This is a genomic window from Acidocella sp. MX-AZ02 (genome assembly GCF_000306035.1).
In the GTDB taxonomy this organism is placed as follows: Bacteria; Pseudomonadota; Alphaproteobacteria; order Acetobacterales; family Acetobacteraceae; genus Acidocella; species Acidocella facilis.
This window is the reverse complement of the sequence record NZ_JH976207.1, coordinates 1,086,560-1,105,362: the sequence shown is the minus strand read 5'-3', so window position 1 is coordinate 1,105,362 and position 18,803 is coordinate 1,086,560. Positions and strand designations below refer to the sequence as shown.

Below are 18,803 nucleotides of genomic sequence, written 5' to 3'. Positions count from 1 at the left end.
GACGCGATGAACCTGGTGGAGTGCCCTTGGAACGCGAGGCTTACGATGAAATGGCGGCGCTGGAGGAGGCGCATTGGTGGTTCGTGGGGCGTCGACATGTGCTCGACGCGGTCATTCGAAGCCTGAACTTCCCGTCTGAAGCCCGGATTCTGGAGCTTGGGTCCGGAACCGGCGGTAATTTTTCCATGCTCAGCCAATTCGGGCATGTGACGGCGGTTGAACGTGACGAGGCGGCGCGGGATTATGCCAGCCGCCGTCCTGAGAAGGTCGCTTTGTTCGCCGGCGCATTGCCGGACGATATTCCCTTCACTGATCAGCGTTTCGATCTGGTCTGTCTGCTCGATGTGCTTGAGCATGTTGAGGATGATTTGGGCACGCTGCGGCGCGTGGCCTCGCTACTCGTCCCTCGCGGCAAGGCGGTGATCACGGTTCCCGCCTACCAGTTCCTGTATGGGCCGCATGACCTCCAGCTCCACCATAAGCGCCGCTATGGCGCCGCGCAACTGCGGGGGTTGTTGCAGCAGGCGGGGCTGCAGCCGCGTATGTTCGGCTTCATGAACAGCGCTTTGCTGCCTTTGGCCTGTATAGCACGGATCATCGATAAGCTGCCGGGCCGCAAGAGTTCTTTGGGGCGCACGCCGCCAGGCGTTATATTGAATACCCTGCTTACTCATATCTTCGGCTTTGAGGCTAAATTGGTCGGCCGTATGAGTTTGCCGTTTGGTTTGTCGCTGCTAACGATCGTTGAGCCCATACCCGGGGAAGTCGCCCGGTCGGAGCAGGAGGTGCTGAAATGCGCATAGCCGTCATTCAAATGTCGCCGCAGGCGGATAAGGCGCAGAACATCGCCCAGGCCCGTGCCTTGATCGAGGCGGCAATGGCGGCGGAGCAGCCGGATCTGGTGGTGCTGCCGGAGATCTGGACCTGCCTGGGCGGCGACCGGGCGCAGAAATTCGCCGCTGCCGAGCCGCTCCCGGCCCCAGGCGGGCAGGGGGGCGAGGCTTATGAATTCCTGCGCGCCATGGCGGTGGAGAACAACATCCATGTGCATGGCGGCTCGATCGGCGAGTTGGCCGGGGAAAAGCTGTTCAACACCTCGCTGGTGTTCAACCCCCAAGGCGAGGAGCTGGCCCGCTACCGCAAGATCCATCTGTTCGACATCGTCACCCCGAATGGCGAGGGCTACCGGGAGAGCGCCACCTACGGCGCCGGCGAGGAGGTCGTCACCTTCGAGATGCAGGGTGTGAGGATCGGCGTCGCGATCTGCTATGATCTGCGCTTTGCCGAATTGTTCCTGGCGCTGCGCCGCCAGGGGGCGGAAATCATCCTGCTGCCCGCCGCCTTCACCTTGCAGACCGGCAAGGACCATTGGGAGGTGCTGCTGCGCGCCCGGGCGATCGAGACGCAATGCTGGGTCGCCGCCGCCGCCTGTACCGGCGTGCATCACGATGCCGGTGGCGAGCCGCGTTATACCTATGGCCATTCGATGATCATCGATCCCTGGGGGCATGTCGTCGCCAAAGCCTCCGACGGGCTGGGCTTCGCCAGCGCGCGGATCGACCATGAGCTGACCGCGCGCACCCGCGCCAACATGCCCGTGCTCGCGCATCGCAAGCTCGCATGAAGCTCGCTTTCATCGCCGCGCAGACGGAGGGGGCCCGGGCCGCGCGCGCGCGGCTGCAAGGGCTCTATGGCGACCATGAGGTGAAAGCGGCCGATGTCATCGTCGCGCTGGGCGGGGACGGGCTGATGCTGGAATGCCTGCATCAGGTGCTGGGCAGCTCCATGCCGGTCTATGGCATGAATTGCGGCTCGGTCGGCTTCATGATGAACGAATATCACGAGGATGATCTGGCGGCGCGCATCGGCCGAGCGCAGCCCTCGCTGCTGCACCCGCTGCGCATGCATGCGGTCACCGCCTCCGGCGTGGTGGAAGAGGCGATGGCGCTGAACGAGGTCTCGCTGCTGCGCCAGGGGCGCCAGGCGGCGAAGATCCGTATCTCGGTGGATCAGCGCGAGCGCCTGGCGGAGCTGATCTGCGATGGGGTGCTGATCTCCACCCCCGCCGGCTCCACCGCCTATAACCTCTCCGCGCATGGGCCGATCGTCCCGCTTTCGGCCAATCTGCTGCCGCTGACACCCATCTCCGCCTTCCGTCCCAGGCGCTGGCGCGGCGCGCTGCTGCCGGCCACGGTGGATGTGCTGTTCGAAGTGCTGGAGCCGGAAAAACGCCCTGTGGCGGCGGTGGCGGATTTCACCGAGGTGCGGGATGTGATTTCTGTGGCGGTGCATGAGGATCGCAGCGTGGGTGCCACGGTGCTGTTCGACCCGGACCGGGCACTTTCGGAACGCATCATCACCGAGCAATTCACGGTCTGACGCGAGCGGGATCGTAGACGCCGTTTTGGCCGGCTTGTAGGGTTCAGCCATTGCCCGCGGCGCGCGCTGGTAGAGCAATAGTGTTTAGGTTGACGCGGGAGCGTCAAGATAACCACATAAAATAGCTCGCAAAAGCAAAAGTGAGCGCATCAAGCTAAAAGCTCGATGCGCTCAAGGCAGGGAGGTGTCTCACGTGCTCGAACTCCGCCAGATCCTGTTCGGCGACACGCCCGTGCCCATGGCTTTGCCCGTGCCGGAGGTGCGGCTGGTGATCTGGGACCTGGATGGGGTCGGCTGGCATGGCACGCTGGCCGAAGACGGGATAAGCCCCCGGCCGGAATGGCCAGTGATACTGGCCACGCTGGTGGGGCGCGGCATCATGAACAGCATCTGTTCGAAGAACGATCTGGAGGCCGCCAGAGCCACGCTGCAGGGGCAGGGGGTCTGGGAGCATTTCATCTTCCCCAGCATCGACTGGACGCCAAAGGGCGCGCGCCTGGCCGCCCTGGTGGAGGCGGTGCAGCTACGGCCGGAAACCATCCTGTTCATCGATGACGAGCCGGCCAATCTGGCCGAGGCGCGGTTCCACGTGCCCGGCCTGCAGACCGCCGGGCCGGAGATTGTTGCTGGCTTGCTGGATGACCCCCGCCTGGCCGGCAAGCCGGACCCGGCGCATGCACGCCTGGCTCAATATCGCCAGCTGATGGCGCGCCAACAGGCGTTCAGCGCCACCAAGGATGGGCATCTGGCCTTCCTGCGCGCGAGCCATGTGCGGGTGAGCATCGAGCACGATGTGGAGCCGCATCTGGATCGCGCGATCGAGCTGATCAACCGGACCAACCAGCTGAATTTCACCAAATCCAGACTGCCGGAAGATCTTGAGGCGGCGCGCGCGCAGCTGCGTGCCACGCTGGTGCGCGCCGATGTGTTTGCCGGGCTGGTGCGGGTGATCGACGATTACGGCGATTATGGGTTTGCCGGGTTTTATTGCGGCAAGATGTTCTTTGGCCAGCGCACGCTGACGCAGTTCTGTTTTTCCTGCCGTGTCCTCAATCTGGGGGTGGAGGCCTTCATTTATCGGCATATCGCCAGCCCGGCGCTGAAGATCGTCGGCGAGGTGGCGGGGGATCCGTTCCGCGCCACCGAGATTGACTGGATCACGCTCGACGCGTCCTCCAGCTTCACCCCGGCGCGCGGGCCTAAATTGGTGGACAGGCTGGTGTTACGCGGCGGCTGTGAGATGCAGGCGCTGGCGCATTATCTGCGCCCGCTGGCCGATGAGGTGAGCGAAGAGCTGGCGGCGGCGCGGGGCAACCGGGCCTTTCGGATTGAGCATTCGATGTTCCTGGACCACGCGCTGTCACCCCCCGAAGGCGAGATACGCGCGGCGCTGGAAGCGCTCGGCCATGAGGCGGCGGATTGGCGCTCGGCCTTGAGCGACCCCCGGCCGGGCAAACGCGAGGCCTGGGTCTTCTCCCTCTGGGTCGATGATTTCATGCAGCTCTACAAACACAAGACACTGCCTTTGACGCTGCCCTTCGCCGCCCAGGGCGATGCCCGCGCGACTCAGGACCTGACGCGGTTTTCGCCCGAGGCGATGCGCGACATCATGACCGAGCCCGCGCATTATGAGGCGTGGGAGACATTGCGGCGGGATTATTGGTGTGTCGGCCCGCTATTTGAGTATCTGTTGGAGCCGGTCATTCACCGGCTGATGGCGGCGGCACGGCGCCAGGGGGCGGTGGTGGTGTTCCTGCTCGCCCCCAGCCGATGGCGCCACCGGGCGGATGAGCCCGCGCATCCAAGGCCCAGCGCCGCCCGCATGAATGGCTGGCTGCAGGCCATGGCGCCCGACGCGCATTTCGTCGATCCATGGGAGTTCGCGCCGCCGGACGCGGTTTATCCCGACATCCTGCATTTCGACCGGCTGGTCTATTGCCATGCGGCCGCTCACATCGCGGAGTTGATCGAAACCCAGCTCAGCCCCGTATGATCTTGCTCCTGCCGTTACGCTTCATTAAGGGCAACCGCCATGGCACAGCATTATTTCACCGTCACCTGGGACCAGCTACACCGTGACGCCAAGGCGCTTTCCTGGCGTTTGCATGCGGCGGGGCCGTGGAAGGGCATTGTGGCGGTCACGCGCGGCGGGCTGATCCCGGCCGCGATCATCGCCCGCGAACTGGATTGCCGGCTGATCGAATGTATCTGCGTCGTCACCTATGACGACGAGACTCGCGGCGAGCCGCATGTCACCAAGCCGGCCCCGGCGGCGGGCGATGGCGAGGGCTGGCTGATCATCGACGATCTGGTCGATAGCGGCACCACCGCCCGGCATGTGCGCGCGCTGCTGCCCAAGGCGCATTTCGCCACGGTCTATGCCAAGCCCGCCGGCAAGCCGACGGTGGATACGTTCATCACCGAGGTCAGCCAGGATACCTGGATTTTGTTTCCGTGGGATACCGAGCCGCAATTCGTCGCGCCTTTGGCGCGCAAGAGCTAAAGCTAAAGATTGCAAAAGTTTTTTGGGGCCGCTTTTTCAAAAAAGCGGCGAAAATGTTCGGGGTGGGGGCAATGAGGTTGTTACCGCTCCGGACATTTCTCGGCGCCTGTCGCCGCAAACCGTGCTAACGGGCTGGCATGACCGGGCCTGAAAGCCAAGCCGCGCTCTGGCCGGTCCTGCGCGGGGCGATCGGCTGGGAAGCGCGGCTTGGCGATGACATGGCCACGCGCGGGCCAGTTGCCCGGTTCGCGTATGAATTTCTACGCTTTGGCATCAAGCAGGGCTGGGCCTGCCTGTTCGGCGGGCTGCTGCTGGCGCTGGCGATCCTCACCCGGTTTCTGTATCCCACCCACGCGCTGCTTACCCGGCTGGATTTTCTCTTCCTCGCCGCCCTGGCCATCCAGGCCGGAATGCTGCGCTTCCGGCTGGAAAGCTGGGCCGAGGCGCGGGTGATTCTGGTGTTTCACATCACCGGCATGGTCATGGAAATCTTCAAAACCGCCATCGGCGCCTGGACCTATCCCGAGCCGACGCATTTCCACCTGGGCGGCGTGCCGCTGTTCACCGGCTTCATGTATGCCGCCATCGGGTCTTATCTGTTCCGGACCTGGCGGCTGCTCAGCCTTCGTTTCACCCATCACCCGAATCTGCCCGCCTTATGCGCCCTGGCGCTGGCTATCTATGTGAATTTTTTCACCGATCATGATCTGCCGGATGCTCGCTATCTGCTGCTGCTCGCCGCCATTCTGCTGTTCGGCCGCACCCGGGTTTATTACCGGCCCTGGCGGCGTGAGCGCTGGATGCCGCTGCTGCTGGGCTTCTTTCTGGTCGCGTTGTTCATCTGGTTCGCGGAGAATATCGGCACCTTCACCGAGATCTGGCGTTACCCGGACCAGAGGGCGGCCTGGCACATGGTTTCCTTCACGAAGCTGCTCTCCTGGTTCCTGTTGATGCTGGTCTCCTACACGCTGGTGGCACTGGCCCAAAGGCGGGCGGTGAGGGGGCAAGCTAGCCTTGCCGGGTAAAACCGGCTAGACAACCGCAGCCGTGCCATGGTGGCGCGGCGTTTTCTGCGGCCGTTCGGGGCAAAAACGCCATCGGGATGATCCGCGCCGTCGCCGGTTTTGAAACCTTGCGGCGTTTCCGGCCACATGGTCCGTGGTTGCGGGTTTCTTGCCCCAGCCAGACCCATGCCGCCCGAGGCGCCGCCCCGAAAACCCGGCTGTCTGCGTATGATTCCCCTTGGGCTCTGCTCCGCACGCCGCGACGGAGTCCGTGTATGTTCGATAAATTCTTCCGCAAAGAGATGGAGTGGGGTGGCAAGACCCTGATTCTGGAGACCGGCAAGGTTGCCCGCCAGGCTGATGGCGCTGTCGTCGCCTCCTATGGCGACACTGTTGTGCTCGCCACCGTGGTCGGCGCCAAATCCGCCAAGCCGGGGCAGGATTTCTTCCCGCTGACCGTGAACTACCAGGAGAAATTCTACGCTGCCGGCCGCATTCCCGGTGGCTTCTTCAAGCGCGAAGGCCGCCCGACCGAGAAGGAGACGCTGGTCTCCCGCCTGATCGACCGCCCGATCCGCCCGCTCTTCCCCGAAGGCTTCCGCAATGAAGTGCAGGTTGTGGTGAACGTGCTGAGCCATGATCTGGACAATGATCCGGACGTGGTCGGCCTGGTGGCGGCCTCCGCCGCGCTGACCCTCTCCGGCATTCCGTTCTTCGGCCCGGTGGGTGCGGCCCGCGTTGGCTACATCAACGGCGCGTATGTGCTGAACCCGACCACCAGCGAGCGCGAAGAGAGCAAGCTGGACCTGGTGCTCGCCGGCACCACCGAAGGCGTGCTGATGGTCGAGTCCGAGGCCTCCGAGCTCTCCGAAGAGGTGATGCTGGGCGCGGTCACCTTCGGCCATCAGAGCTTCCAGCCGGTGATCCAGGCGATCATCGAGCTGGCCGAATCCGCCGCCAAGGAGCCGTGGGATCTGCCGGAGGAATCCGAGGAGACCAAGACCCTGAAGGCGCGCGTGGATGCGCTGGCCCGCGCCGCCATCACCGAGGCCTACAAGGAGACGCAGAAGCAGGTCCGTTACGAGAAGCTGGCCGCCGCCAAGAAAGAGGCCGCCGCCAAGCTGACCGAGGAAGGGCTGAACGCCGAGGCCGCCAAGGGGCTGTTCAAGGCGCTGGAAGCGGATATCGTCCGTAACGCCATCCTGGATACCGGCCTGCGCATCGATGGCCGCGACACCAAGACCGTCCGCCCGATCCTCTCCGAGGTTGGTGTGCTGCCGCGCACCCATGGTTCGGCGCTGTTCACCCGTGGCGAGACCCAGGCGCTGGTCGTGGCCACGCTGGGCACCGCTCAGGACGAGCAGGTGGTGGATGCCATCGAGGGCGAGTTCAAGGAGCATTTCATGCTCCATTACAACTTCCCTCCGTTCTCCGTCGGTGAGACCGGCCGCATGGGCTCACCCGGCCGCCGCGAAATCGGCCATGGCAAGCTGGCCTGGCGCGCGGTTCACCCGCTGCTGCCGACCAAGGAAGCCTTCCCCTACACGCTGCGCGTTGTCTCCGAGATCACCGAGTCCAACGGCTCCTCCTCCATGGCCACCGTCTGCGGCACCTCGCTGTCGCTGATGGATGCCGGCGTGCCGCTGAAATCCCCGGTGGCGGGCATCGCCATGGGCCTGATCAAGGAAGATAAGGGCTTCGCGGTTCTGTCCGACATTCTGGGCGACGAGGATCACCTCGGCGACATGGATTTCAAGGTGGCCGGCACCGAAGAGGGCATCACCGCCCTGCAGATGGACATCAAGATCACCTCGATCACCCCGGAGATCATGAAGATCGCTCTGGAGCAGGCCAAGGGTGGGCGCCTGCACATCCTCGGCGAGATGGCCAAGGCGATCACCGGCAATCGCGACGGCGTCTCCGCCAACGCGCCGAAGATCGTCACCACCTCCGTGCCGAAGGACAAGATCCGCGACGTGATCGGCACCGGCGGCAAGGTGATCCGCGACATCGTCGAGAAGACCGGCGCCAAGGTGGATATCGGCGATGACGGCACGGTGAAGATCGCCGCTTCCGACGACAAGAAGATCCAGGCGGCCCTCGACATGATCAAGGGCATCGTGGCGGAGCCGGAAGTCGGCGTGATCTATAATGGCAAGGTCGTGAAGACCGCCGATTTCGGCGCCTTCGTGAACTTCCTCGGCGCCAAGGACGGCCTCGTCCATATCTCCGAGCTGGCCCAGGGCCGGGTTGCCAAGACCACCGATGTGGTCAAGCAGGGCGATGCGGTGAAGGTGAAGGTCATCGGCTTCGATGATCGCGGCAAGGTGAAGCTCTCCATGCGCGTGGTCGACCAGGAGACCGGCGCGGACATCTCCGACCAGGTTGGCTCCACCAAGGGCAAGCGCGAGCAGGCCGAAGGTTAAAAAAAGTTTTTGGGGTGCAGCCCTTTTTTCAAAAAGGGCTGCAAAAACGTTCGGGGCGGTGGCACCGGCGTTGCCAAAACCCCAAACGTTCTTCGCCGCTTTTTTGAAAAAAAGCGGCCCCTCCGGCGGCCTTCCACCGCCGCATAGCGGCGGCGGAACCTTCGCCGCCTTCGCCCAAAAACTTTTGCGCGGCGCCCTCTGGGCGCCGTTTTGCGTTGCGGCGGCGCGCTTGCCATAATCGCCTGAACCAGCAGGGGATGTGGGTGAATGACACAACAAGGGCGCGTGTCGCGGGCCAGACTGATCGCCGCCGCTTCGGCCGGCAATGCGCTCGAATTCTACGATTTCATGGTCTATGGCTATTTCGCCCTGGCGATCGGCCAGAGCTTCTTTCCCGCCCATAGCCAAACCGCCCGGCTGCTGCTCACCTTCGGCACCTTTGGCGTCTCCTTCTTCGCGCGGCCGATCGGCGCCATCATCCTCGGGCGGCTGGCCGATGTGAAAGGCCGCGCCTTCTGCATGATCCTCTGCGTGGCGATGATGAGCCTCGCCTCCTTGTTCATGGCCATTCTGCCCGGCCATGCGCAGATCGGGCTGTGGGCGCCGTTCGGCATCCTGGCCGCGCGCTTGCTGCAGGGGCTCGCCCTGGGCGGCGAATTCGGCAGCTCCACGGCGCTGATGATCGAGCATTCCGAAGGAGCGGAGACGCATGCGGCCAGCTTCCAGGGCATCAGCCAGAACATTTCCGGGCTGCTGGCGGTGGGGGTGGCCTGGCTGCTCTCGCTGCATCCGCAAGGGTTTTTCGGGCTGCAGAATTTCCGCATCGCCTTTTTGCTGGGGGCGATTGGCGGTGTGGTCGTGCTGATCCTGCGCAGGCGGCTGGAGGATGCGCCTTCCTTCAAGCGCCAGCAGGCGGAAAACCCGGGCCGGCACCCGATCCTGCCCGGCGCGATCATCATCGCCGGCGGCCTGGTGGCGATCGGCACGGCGCAGACCTATCTGGGGCTCTACCTGCCCACCTACGCCACCACGCAGCTGCATATGCAGCCGCACAAGGCGCTCTCCGCGATATTCATCCTGTATCTGATCCTGATGCTGATCATCCCGCTGCGGCTATTCCTGGCGCGGCTGTTCGACCGGACCGGCAATGTCGGGCTGATGATCGGCTCCTGCATCGGCATGGCGGTGGTGGCCTATCCGGCTTTCACCCTGCTGCAGCATTATCCCACCGAGGCGGCTTTGTTCTGCATGCCGATCCTCTTCAATCTGGTGGCGCTGCCCTATAACGCGCCGCTGAACGGGTTCATGGGGCTGGTGTTCCCGATCCAGGGCCGCGGGATCGGTCTTTCCACCGGCTATTCCATCGGTATCGCTCTGTTTGGCGGTTCGGCGCCGTTCATCTTCACCTGGCTGATCGCGCAAACCGGCAGCCCGCGCAGCCCGGCCCTGTATCTGGTGGTGACGGCCTTGATCACGCTGGCGGCGATCTGGGCGGCGCAGCGGCGGATGAGATTATATAGATAATCGTTTTTGGGGCCGCTCTTTGTCGCAACGCGCCATCCCAAAAACATTGGGGCTGTCCCAGATAAGTTTCAGGCTTATATCTTCAACGTCTTGAAGGATCAGCATTATTTCGATCATTGCAGGGTTTCGCCTTTTGCCCGTGGCGTCAAGGGCAAAAGGCGAAGAGACTCGGGATCGACATAATGGCCAGATGAATGAAGATCTGGAACAGAACCAAAACATTTATGGTTTAGGCGAGATAGGTTTACACCCACTCACTCTATTGATGTTTTGGCGAGCCATTTCACGTGTTTAAGATGACGCTGGCGCGTCAACCTGAACCCATATTGCGCTAATTTTCCAAACTCAGCGTCGCGGTCAGCCGCGCCGCCAGCAGCTGCGCCGGCCCGGCATCCGGCGGCAGACGTGAATCAATCGCCAGGCTCGCCAGCCCATGCACCAGGCACCAGCACGCCATCGTCTTGTCGGTCGCGCGGCCCGGTGCCGCCTGCTTGGCCACCCGCGCCGCCAGCACCCCATAGGCCGCCGCCAGCGCACTCTCCAGCTCCGGATAATGGCTGAGCCGCTCCGGCCCGAAAATCAGCCGGTACAAAGCCGGATTGGCCACCGCGAAACGTATATAGGCACAAGCCTGGTCCTGGAGCTTGTCCACCCCAAGCCTGTCGGCGGCTTCGAGATCCGCTGTGAGTTCCCATACCCCCGAAGTCGCAATCGCCGCGAGCAAATGCTCCCGGTCCGCGAAATATCGGTAGGCGGCGGTGGGGGACACCCCGGCCTGGCGTGTCACCGCCCGCAGCGACAGCCCGGCCAGCCCCGCCTCTGCCAGCAGTTGCCGGCCGGCGGTGATCAACGCTGCCCGCAATTCGCGTTTCTCCGGAGAATTGGTTGACACTGATAACTCCATCATGGAAAAACAGTTGACACTGTCAACATAATCGAGGTCGCTATGGCTTCCAAGCGCGTTTCGGTTGATTTATCGACGATTCCTGAGCTGGTGGTGGTGTATCTCGGCATGCGGGTGAGAAGCCTGCGCGGGGTTGCCACGCTGGCGCGGCTCGGTCCGCAAATCCAGCGCGCCGTCGCCGCCCAGCCGGATGGGCTGCTGGCGCATGAATTCATGCTGTTCGGGGCGCTGCATGTCGGCATGCGGCAATATTGGCGGGATATGGACAGTCTGGAAGCCTTCACCCGCACCGGCGCGCATGCCGGATGGTGGCGCGATTTCATCAAGGACCCCGCCGGCACCGGCTTCTGGCACGAGGCCTATCGCAAGAGCGGCGGCATGGAGGGGATCTATCTGGATATGCCGGCCCCGCTGGGCTTGCAGAAAATCGCCCCGCCGCAGGCTGTTGAAGGCGCCTATAAGAGCAGCCGTGGCCGGATGGGGTGATCAGCCCAGCATCTGCACCAGCAGCACGATATTCAGCCCCAATATGAACGCCGCCCCGGCGACGGCCAGCCCGTTCAGCAGCCGGGAATTGGCGAAGCGGCCCATGATATCCACCCGGCGGGTGAAGGCGACGAGGGCGATCATCGGCACCGGCAGCGCGAAGGAGAGCACCACCTGGCTCAGCACCAGCGCGCGCGTCGCATCCACCCCCAGCCCGACCACGGCGAAGGCCGGCAGCATGGTGATCAGCCGGCGCAGCCAGAGCGGGATGGAGAAGGTGACAAAGCCCTGCATGATCGACTGCCCGGCCATCGTCGCCACCGCCGAGGAGGAGAGGCCCGAGGCCATCAGCGCCACCAGGAACACGCCGGCCGCGGCGGGGCCGAGCAGCGGGGTGAGGGTGTGGTAGGCGGTTTCGATATCCGCCACATCCGGATGCCCGGCATGGAAGGCGGCGGCGGCGGTCACCACCATCGCCATATTCACCAGCCCCGCCAGGCTCAGCGCGATCACCACCTCGCGGTTGGAAAAGCGCAGCAGCGTCCGGCGCTCGCTATCGTCGCGCGGGGTGACGCGGTGCTGGGTGAGGCTGGAATGCAGATAGAGCGCGTGCGGCATCACGGTGGCGCCGATGATCCCCACCGCGATGGTCAGCGCATTCGCATCCGGCAGCATCGGCAGCACAGCGCCGCGCGCCGCCTGCCCCCATTGCACCGGGGAGATGAATAATTCCGCCAGATAGCAGGCCGCGATCACCAGGATCAGCCCGCCGATCATCAGCTCCATCGGCCGGAAGCCGCGCCCGCCGAGAACCAGAAACACGTAAGTGAGCACCGCCGTGATCCCCATGCCCGCGAGCAGCGGCAGATGGCACAGCAATGCCAGCCCGATGGCGCCGCCGAGGAACTCGGCGAGGTCGGTCGCCATCGCCGCCACCTCGCTGACCACCCACATGAAATAGATCAGCTTGCGCGGCAGATGCTCGCGGCAGGTCTCGGCAAGATTGCGCCCGGTCACCAGCCCCAGCTTGGCGGAGAGTGCCTGAAACAGCATGGCGATGACATTGGCCAGCAGCACCACCCAGAGCAGCCGGTAGCCATAGAAGGAGCCGGCCTGGATGTTGGTGGCGATATTGCCTGGGTCCATATAGGCGATGGAGGCGATCAGCGCCGGGCCGGCGAACAGCAAGGCGGTGCGCAGCCCAAGCCGGCGCCCCGCCAGAACGGCGTGGATCTCGGCCTCGGTCCGGCGGCTCAGCCCGGTATCTGTCTCGGCATCCATTCTGCCTGGTCACTCCTAGCGCATGAAATTGCGCGCTGAATTTAAAGCTGGATACTCATGCTTGAGGATCCAGCGCGCCGCGATGCACGCGTGAAAAATGTAACCTTGGCTACAAATTTTACAAGGGCATGTCTGCGCCGCTGTCTTTTGGGATTCGGAGGCTAATCCATTGAAAAGGCGCGCCGTTCATTGCTGAACGCCGCGCCTTGCCGATCATTATGAAATTTTCAGATCAGCCTGATCGGTTTCAGACCATCTGCAGATGCCCGGTCTCGACATTGAAATGCAGCCCGGCCAGGGTCAGGCGGCCATCCAGCACCCGTTCCTTGATCCAGGGGAAGCTCAGCAGATTGGCCAGCGAGACGCGGATCGCCTCATGCTCGCAGGCGGCGCACTGGCTGTCGAAATCCGCGCCCTGGCTTTCCGGCGCATCGCAGACGCGCTGGCGCGCGGTGGTGGCGATCTGCATCCAGCTATCCACGAAGTCCCGGCTGCCTTCACCCGAGCCCTGCATCAGCGCGCGAATGCCGCCGCAGCGGCTATGGCCGAGCACGACGATGGAACGCACATTCAGCGAGTTCACCGCGAATTCCAGGGCGGCGGAGGTGCCGTGCTGCTTGTCATCCGGCGCGTAGGGCGGTACCAGGGCGCTGACATTGCGCACCACGAAAATCTCGCCCGGGGCGCAGTCGAAAATCGCTTCCGGGGCCACGCGGCTATCCGAACAGGCGATCACCATCGCCGGCGGGGACTGCCCATCGCGCGCCAGGGTGGTGTAGCGGTCCTTGTGCTCCTGCCAATAATTGCTGCGGAACCGGTCATACCCTTCGAGCAGTGTCTTCATAACCCCTCCTGTTTCGCCGTGACCCAAAATCTCTCCATCTCCTCCAACGTCGAGTCGCGCGGGGTTTTGCCGGACTGTGCCAGCAATGTTTCGACCCGCGAAAACCGCCGGATGAATTTCTCATTCGCCCCTTCCAGACAAGCCTCGGCATCCTGGCCGAGCTTGCGGGCGAGATTGACCAGCACGAACAGCAGATCCCCCAGCTCATCGGCAATGCGCGCGGGCTTGGCCTCGGCCAGCTCCGCCTTCAGCTCGGCGATCTCCTCGTCCAGCTTCTCCAGCACGGCGTTCGCATCCGGCCAGTCGAACTTCACCCGCGCGGCGCGGCTGGTGAGCTTCTGGGCACGTTTGAGCGCGGGCAGGGCCGTCGCCACCCCGTCCAGCGCGCCATGCTGGGCGACGCTGGCGCGCTCGGCTTCTTTCTGGCTCTCCCAGGCGGCGGTCTGCGCGGCGGCGGAGCGGCTGGCCTCCTCGCCGAACACATGCGGATGGCGGCGGATCATTTTCGCGGTGATCCCGGCGGCGACATCGTCGAAACTGAACCAGCCGCGCTCGGCCGCCATTTGCGCGTGATAGACCACCTGGAACAGCAGATCCCCCAGCTCATCCTGCAGCTGTGCGGGGTCGCCCGCCGCGATGGCGGCGCGGACCTCGTAGGCTTCCTCGATCGTATAGGGCGCGATGGTGGCGAAATCCTGCTCCTTGTCCCAGGGACAGCCGGTCTCGGGATCGCGCAGCGCCGCCATCACGTTGATGAGGGCCTGAATCGGTGCTTCATTCGACATGACCGGGTTTTTAGATAGCAGGACGCAAAATGGCCAGCGCTCATGAGTTTTCATTCAGCACGCTGAGGGGCGAACCCTATCCGCTGGCGGCCTTGAAGGGGCGCGTGGTGCTGGTGGCCAACACCGCCAGCAAATGCGGTTTCACCCCTCAATATGAGGGCTTGCAGGCGCTCTGGGCGGAATATGGGCTGCGCGGGCTGACGGTGATCGGCGTGCCCTGCAATGATTTCGGCGGCCAGGAGCCGGGCGCGGCGGAGGAAATTGGCCAGTTCTGCCAGGCCAATTACGGCGTGGATTTCCCGATGATGGCGAAAGAGCATGCCATCGGGGAGGCGGCGCATCCCTTCTTCAGCTGGGTGGTGGCGCAGAAAGGCTTCCTGGCGAAACCGCGCTGGAATTTCTACAAATATCTGATCGGCCCGGATGGGCAGCTGCTGGATTTCTTCATCTCCGCCACCAAGCCCGACGCACCGAAGGTGAAACGCGCCATCGCCCGCGCGCTCTTGCCCGGATAAATCGCCACGGCCTATGGTCCGCGCGATCAAGAAAGGGTCTGAGCATGAGTTCTGCGCGTTTTGCCTTCATCAAGGCCTCCTGGCATGCCGATATTGTCGATCAGGCGCTGAAGGGCTTTCAGGAGCTGATCCCGGCCGCGCAGGTGGATGTGTTCAGCGTGCCCGGCGCCTTCGAGATGCCGCTGCTGGCGCGCGATCTGGCACAGACCGGCCGCTACGCGGCGGTGGTGGCGGCGGCCTTCGTGGTGGATGGCGGCATCTACCGGCATGATTTCGTCGCCCAGGCGGTGGTGGATGGGCTGATGCGCGCCGGGCTGGATAGCGGCGTGCCGGTGCTCTCGGTCTCGCTCACCCCGCATCACTACCAGGAAACCGACCACCATAACGCGATCTACCGGGCGCATTTCGTCACCAAGGGCCAGGAAGCCGCGAAAGCGGCGTTGGCGATCACCGAGACGCGGGCAAGCCTAAAGTCCTAAACGTTTTTGAGGGCGGAGGCGCCCAAGCTTCCATCGTCGTGCAGCGGCGATGGAAAGGCGCCGCAGGGTCGGGAACTTTTTTCAAAAAGTTTCCGAAAACGTTGGGGGTGTTCGCAACACCGTTAAACCAACCTTAACGCCGCCTCAATGATCCGCCGCGCCTCGCTCCAAAGCCCGTAACGGTCAAACTCATCGCGCGTCGCCCAGGCGACTTCCAGCACATCATCCTGCGCCTTCGCCTCGCCGCCCGCATAGCGGGCCGCGAAATCCAAAATCGTATAGTGAAACTCAATCGCTCCCGCCGCGTCACGATGGATCGAATCCACATGCCCGGCCAGCACCAGAGTCCCACAGCGCAGGCCGGTTTCCTCGAACAGCTCGCGCCGCGCCGTCTGCTCCGCCGTCTCGCCCAGCTCCTGCTTGCCGCCGGGCAGGGACCAGAGCCCGGCCCCTGGCGGTTTACCGCGTTTGACGAGCAGCACCTCATCGCCTTTGATGAGAACGATGCCGATGCCGATTTTCGGCGCGCTGGGATATTGGCTCATATTCTAGATCATCTAGGGCCATTGCGGCATCCAGCCAAATGCGAGGAGTTTTAAGATGACCCGACCCGCTTGCATCCGCCATTGGCGTGACCTGGAAGATGCGGATGATGCCGCCTATCCGGGCGATACGGAGCTGATGAGCATTGGCGCGCCGCTTGCCCGCAAAATGGGGCTGACGCGGATCGCCATTCACCATGAAAGGCTGCCGCCCGGGCGGCGCACCTCCTACCCGCATGCGGAAAGTGCGCAGGAAGAATTCGTGTATGTGCTGGAGGGCACGCCGGATGTGTGGCTTGACGGGCATCTGCACCGACTCGCCCCCGGCGATGCCGTGTCCTTCCCGCCCGGCACCGGCATCTGCCACAGTTTTCTCAATAATACCGGCGAGGAGGTGCGGCTCCTGGTGATCGGCGAGCCGAACTTCCCGCAAAACCGCATCGCCTACCCAAAAAACCCAGCTTACCAAGCCTCGATCGGCGAGCGTGGCTGGACGGACTGGCCGGCGCGCGAGATGGGGCCGCATGACGGGAAGGCGAGGTGAGCAGAACAGGCTCTCGCTTTTTGTTTGAGCGAGCAAGTTTATCCGATCAAACGAATCCGTTTGATCGGATGTTGTTCTAACCCGCCTTCACCGTCTCGATCGCCTCGCGCTGATCGAACAGATTGAGCAAAATCCGCAAGGCCTGCCCGCGTTCGCTCTCCAGCCTTGGGTCGCGCTGCAGGGTCATCACCGCATCCTGCCGGGCCATGGTCAGCAGATCGCCATTCTCCTCCGGGTCCGCCAGCAGATAGCCGGGCAGGCCGGACTGGCGGGTGCCGAGATACTCGCCGGCCCCGCGCAGGCGGAAATCCTCATCCGAAATCAGAAATCCATCCTCGGTGTCGCGCAGGATGGAGAGCCGCTTGCGGGCCGTTTGGCCGATCTTGTTGTCATGCAGCAGCAGGCAGAAACTCTTCGCCGCGCCGCGCCCGACCCGCCCGCGCAGCTGATGCAGCTGCGCCAGCCCGAAGCGCTCCGCATGCTCGATCACCATCACATTCGCCTCCGGCACATCCACCCCGACCTCGATGACCGTGGTGGCGACCAGGATGGTCTTCCGCCCGGCGGCGAAATCCGCGAGTGCGGCGTCGCGCTGCTCGGCCGGCATCTGCCCATGCGCCATCGCCACCGCCGCGCCGAACACGCTCTGCAGTTCGGCGAAGCGGATTTCGGTGGCGGTGATGTCCAGCGCCTCGGATTCCGAGACCAGCGGGCAGACCCAATAGACCCGCCCACCCGCGCCGATTGCCCTGGCGATGGCGTCGCGCAGCTTCGGCAGCTCCGAGAGCCGGTGCATGGTGGTGGTGATCGGCGCCCGGCCCTTGGGTTTTTCGGTGATGCGCGAAACATCCATCTCCGCCCAATGGGTCAGCAGCAGCGTGCGCGGGATCGGGGTGGCGGTCATCACCAGCAGATCCGCCGCTTCGCCCTTGGCGCCCAGCGCCAGGCGTTGATCCACGCCGAAGCGATGCTGCTCGTCGATCACCGCCAGGCCGAGATCGTGAAATTCCACGCTCTTCTGGAAAATCGCATGGGTGCCGATGATGATCTTCAGCGTGCCATCCGCCAGATCCTGCAAAATCGCCCGGCGTGCCGCCGCCTTCACGCTGCCGGTGAGCAGCGCCACCGGCACCGGGGAGAGGCGCTTGAAGGTCGCGAAATGCTGCTTGGCCAAAATCTCCGTCGGCGCCATCAACGCCGCCTGCGCCCCGGCCTCCACCGCCCCCAGGCAGGCCAGCAGCGCCACCAGCGTCTTGCCGGAGCCGACATCGCCCTGCAGCAGCCTTCGCATCCGGTGCGGGGCCGCCATGTCCGCGTCGATCTCGCGCAGCGCCTGCAACTGCCCGGCGGTGGGAGGAAAGCCGAATTTCGCCAAGGCGGCCGCCCGCAGCCGGTTATCGCCAGCCAGCACGCGCCCGCTCTCGCGCCGCCGGCGGGCCCGCACCAGCGCAAAGGCGATCTGGCGGGCCAGCAGCTCGTCATAGGCCAGGCGCTCACGCGGCGCCTTGCCGGGCACTTCCGCCGGCGCATGCAGTGCGCGCAACGCCGCGCCAAAACCTGGCCAGCCGCGCCTGGCCAGAATGCTCGGATCGTGCCATTCGGGAAACTCCGGAAGCATTTCCAGCGCCCCCAGCACCGCCCGGCGCATCGTGCGCGGTGTAATTCCCGCCGCGAGTGGCCAGACCGGCTCGATCCAGGGAAACTCCGCCTCGCGGAACTGATGCGTCACCTGGTCCGGATGCGCCATCACCAGCCGGTCCTGAAACCGCTCCAGCTTGCCAGCGACAATCAGCTTCGCCCCCACCGGAAATTGCGACAGCCGGGCAGCATGAAACAGCACGATCTCGCCAAAACCGGTGCCATCGCCCATCACCACCCGCCAGGGCTGGCCCTTGCGCCCCGGCGGCTCGTGGCTGACGATCTCCACCCGCAGCGTCGCCACCTGCCCAGGCTGGGCCTGCGCCAGGCTCGGCGTCGCCCGCCGGTCCACATACTCCACCGGCAGATGGAACAGCACATCGCGCACGCTCTCCCCGCCCACTAGCTTCGCCATCAATCCAGAAAGCCGGGCGCCCAGACCCGGCAGCGTGGCCAGCGAAGCGCGCAGAGGCAGCAAAAATTCCATCGTCACGGGCTTAACTCTTGGCCAAACCAACCCTATACCGCAAGCTGTCATGACCGAAGATGAACACGCGTCCCTGGACACACGCCGCAAACGGCTGCTCTACCGCGCCAATCACCGCGGCACCTATGAGAACGACCTGATGATCGGCGGCTTCGTGAAAGCCCGAATCGCCGGCATGTCCGAGTCCGAACTCGACGAAATTGAAGCCGTCATGGAATTCCCCGACGCCGAACTCGCCGACTGGCTCACCGGCCGCAAACCCATCCCCGCCCACGCCGACAGCCCCATGCTCCGGCGCATCCGCGAAGCCGCCCTGAACGGGATATGAGGGGTATTGTCTCGGTCAGTGCAGGGGGGCGCCGCCCCCCTGCACCCCCCGCTAAGGGACTCAGTCCCTTAGGATCCCATCAATTCGGGTCTGTGGAAGGGAGGGCCCGGCTGGTGCCTTTCCACCCGCTGTTG

At 64.2% G+C, this 18,803-nt stretch carries 19 protein-coding genes; 13 read left to right on the top strand and 6 right to left on the bottom strand.

Features of this window, described 5'->3' with window-relative positions:
- The first annotated feature begins 26 nt into the window (after positions 1–26).
- The 8 genes from MXAZACID_RS05440 (at position 27) to MXAZACID_RS05405 (ending at position 9,836) form a co-directional block, all read left to right on the top strand.
- The gene (locus MXAZACID_RS05440; protein ID WP_168118393.1) at positions 27–803 is read left to right on the top strand and encodes a bifunctional 2-polyprenyl-6-hydroxyphenol methylase/3-demethylubiquinol 3-O-methyltransferase UbiG; all 777 of its coding nucleotides are present in this window, start codon (positions 27–29) and stop codon (positions 801–803) included.
- Complete coding sequence (locus MXAZACID_RS05435) at positions 794–1,624, top strand: carbon-nitrogen hydrolase family protein (protein WP_039884747.1); 831 nt, start codon at positions 794–796, stop codon at positions 1,622–1,624. Before MXAZACID_RS05440 ends, MXAZACID_RS05435 begins: the two co-directional genes overlap by 10 nt.
- Positions 1,621–2,379, top strand: a complete 759-nt coding sequence (locus tag MXAZACID_RS05430; RefSeq protein WP_008493135.1) for an NAD kinase — start codon at positions 1,621–1,623, stop codon at positions 2,377–2,379. The genes MXAZACID_RS05435 and MXAZACID_RS05430 overlap by 4 nt, the downstream gene beginning before the upstream one ends.
- Before the next feature lie 193 nt (positions 2,380–2,572).
- Entirely contained in the window at positions 2,573–4,372 is a 1,800-nt protein-coding gene (locus MXAZACID_RS17700; protein ID WP_008493134.1) for a hypothetical protein, read from the top strand.
- Between the two features lie 39 nt (positions 4,373–4,411).
- The gene (gpt, locus tag MXAZACID_RS05420; protein ID WP_008493133.1) at positions 4,412–4,882 is read left to right on the top strand and encodes a xanthine phosphoribosyltransferase; all 471 of its coding nucleotides are present in this window, start codon (positions 4,412–4,414) and stop codon (positions 4,880–4,882) included.
- A 137-nt stretch (positions 4,883–5,019) separates the two neighbouring features.
- Entirely contained in the window at positions 5,020–5,907 is an 888-nt protein-coding gene (locus MXAZACID_RS05415; protein ID WP_008493132.1) for a DUF817 domain-containing protein, read from the top strand.
- A 254-nt stretch (positions 5,908–6,161) separates the two neighbouring features.
- Complete coding sequence (pnp, locus tag MXAZACID_RS05410) at positions 6,162–8,312, top strand: polyribonucleotide nucleotidyltransferase (RefSeq protein ID WP_008493131.1); 2,151 nt, start codon at positions 6,162–6,164, stop codon at positions 8,310–8,312.
- Positions 8,313–8,579: 267 nt separating this feature from the next.
- Positions 8,580–9,836, top strand: coding sequence for an MFS transporter (locus MXAZACID_RS05405; protein ID WP_008493130.1), 1,257 nt, complete (start codon positions 8,580–8,582; stop codon positions 9,834–9,836).
- 331 nt (positions 9,837–10,167) lie between these two features.
- Here the strand turns inward: MXAZACID_RS05405 and MXAZACID_RS05400 are convergent, their stop codons facing one another.
- Complete coding sequence (locus tag MXAZACID_RS05400; protein ID WP_162173871.1) at positions 10,168–10,728, bottom strand: TetR/AcrR family transcriptional regulator; 561 nt, start codon at positions 10,726–10,728, stop codon at positions 10,168–10,170.
- 54 nt (positions 10,729–10,782) lie between these two features.
- Between MXAZACID_RS05400 and MXAZACID_RS05395 the strand changes: the two genes are divergently transcribed.
- A complete protein-coding gene (locus MXAZACID_RS05395; RefSeq protein ID WP_008493127.1) occupies positions 10,783–11,226 on the top strand; it encodes a monooxygenase family protein in 444 nt (147 codons plus the stop codon).
- On the opposite strand, the gene MXAZACID_RS05390 is transcribed toward MXAZACID_RS05395, so the two are convergent.
- The 3 genes from MXAZACID_RS05390 to mazG form a co-directional block, all read right to left on the bottom strand.
- Positions 11,227–12,507: an Nramp family divalent metal transporter gene (locus MXAZACID_RS05390; RefSeq protein WP_008493126.1), complete on the bottom strand. Its 1,281-nt coding sequence runs from the start codon at positions 12,505–12,507 to the stop codon at positions 11,227–11,229.
- A gap of 247 nt (positions 12,508–12,754) precedes the next feature.
- A complete protein-coding gene (locus tag MXAZACID_RS05385) occupies positions 12,755–13,351 on the bottom strand; it encodes a carbonic anhydrase (protein WP_008493125.1) in 597 nt (198 codons plus the stop codon).
- Positions 13,348–14,136: a nucleoside triphosphate pyrophosphohydrolase gene (mazG, locus tag MXAZACID_RS05380; protein ID WP_008493124.1), complete on the bottom strand. Its 789-nt coding sequence runs from the start codon at positions 14,134–14,136 to the stop codon at positions 13,348–13,350. The genes MXAZACID_RS05385 and mazG overlap by 4 nt, the downstream gene beginning before the upstream one ends.
- 29 nt (positions 14,137–14,165) lie before the next feature.
- On the opposite strand from mazG, the gene MXAZACID_RS05375 reads away from it, so the two are divergent.
- Both MXAZACID_RS05375 and MXAZACID_RS05370 read left to right on the top strand, forming a co-directional pair.
- Positions 14,166–14,651, top strand: coding sequence for a glutathione peroxidase (locus MXAZACID_RS05375; RefSeq protein ID WP_008493123.1), 486 nt, complete (start codon positions 14,166–14,168; stop codon positions 14,649–14,651).
- A 44-nt stretch (positions 14,652–14,695) separates the two neighbouring features.
- The gene (locus MXAZACID_RS05370) at positions 14,696–15,130 is read left to right on the top strand and encodes a 6,7-dimethyl-8-ribityllumazine synthase (RefSeq protein WP_008493122.1); all 435 of its coding nucleotides are present in this window, start codon (positions 14,696–14,698) and stop codon (positions 15,128–15,130) included.
- 122 nt (positions 15,131–15,252) lie between these two features.
- Here the strand turns inward: MXAZACID_RS05370 and MXAZACID_RS05365 are convergent, their stop codons facing one another.
- Complete coding sequence (locus MXAZACID_RS05365; protein ID WP_008493121.1) at positions 15,253–15,675, bottom strand: NUDIX hydrolase; 423 nt, start codon at positions 15,673–15,675, stop codon at positions 15,253–15,255.
- A gap of 55 nt (positions 15,676–15,730) precedes the next feature.
- Here MXAZACID_RS05365 and MXAZACID_RS05360 point away from each other — a divergent pair, with 55 nt between their 5' ends.
- Positions 15,731–16,216: a cupin domain-containing protein gene (locus tag MXAZACID_RS05360; protein ID WP_008493119.1), complete on the top strand. Its 486-nt coding sequence runs from the start codon at positions 15,731–15,733 to the stop codon at positions 16,214–16,216.
- Between the two features lie 76 nt (positions 16,217–16,292).
- Here the strand turns inward: MXAZACID_RS05360 and recG are convergent, their stop codons facing one another.
- Positions 16,293–18,341, bottom strand: a complete 2,049-nt coding sequence (gene recG, locus MXAZACID_RS05355; protein ID WP_008493118.1) for an ATP-dependent DNA helicase RecG — start codon at positions 18,339–18,341, stop codon at positions 16,293–16,295.
- 49 nt (positions 18,342–18,390) lie between these two features.
- Here recG and MXAZACID_RS05350 point away from each other — a divergent pair, with 49 nt between their 5' ends.
- Positions 18,391–18,669, top strand: a complete 279-nt coding sequence (locus MXAZACID_RS05350) for a succinate dehydrogenase assembly factor 2 (RefSeq protein ID WP_008493117.1) — start codon at positions 18,391–18,393, stop codon at positions 18,667–18,669.
- Positions 18,670–18,803 lie beyond the last annotated feature (134 nt).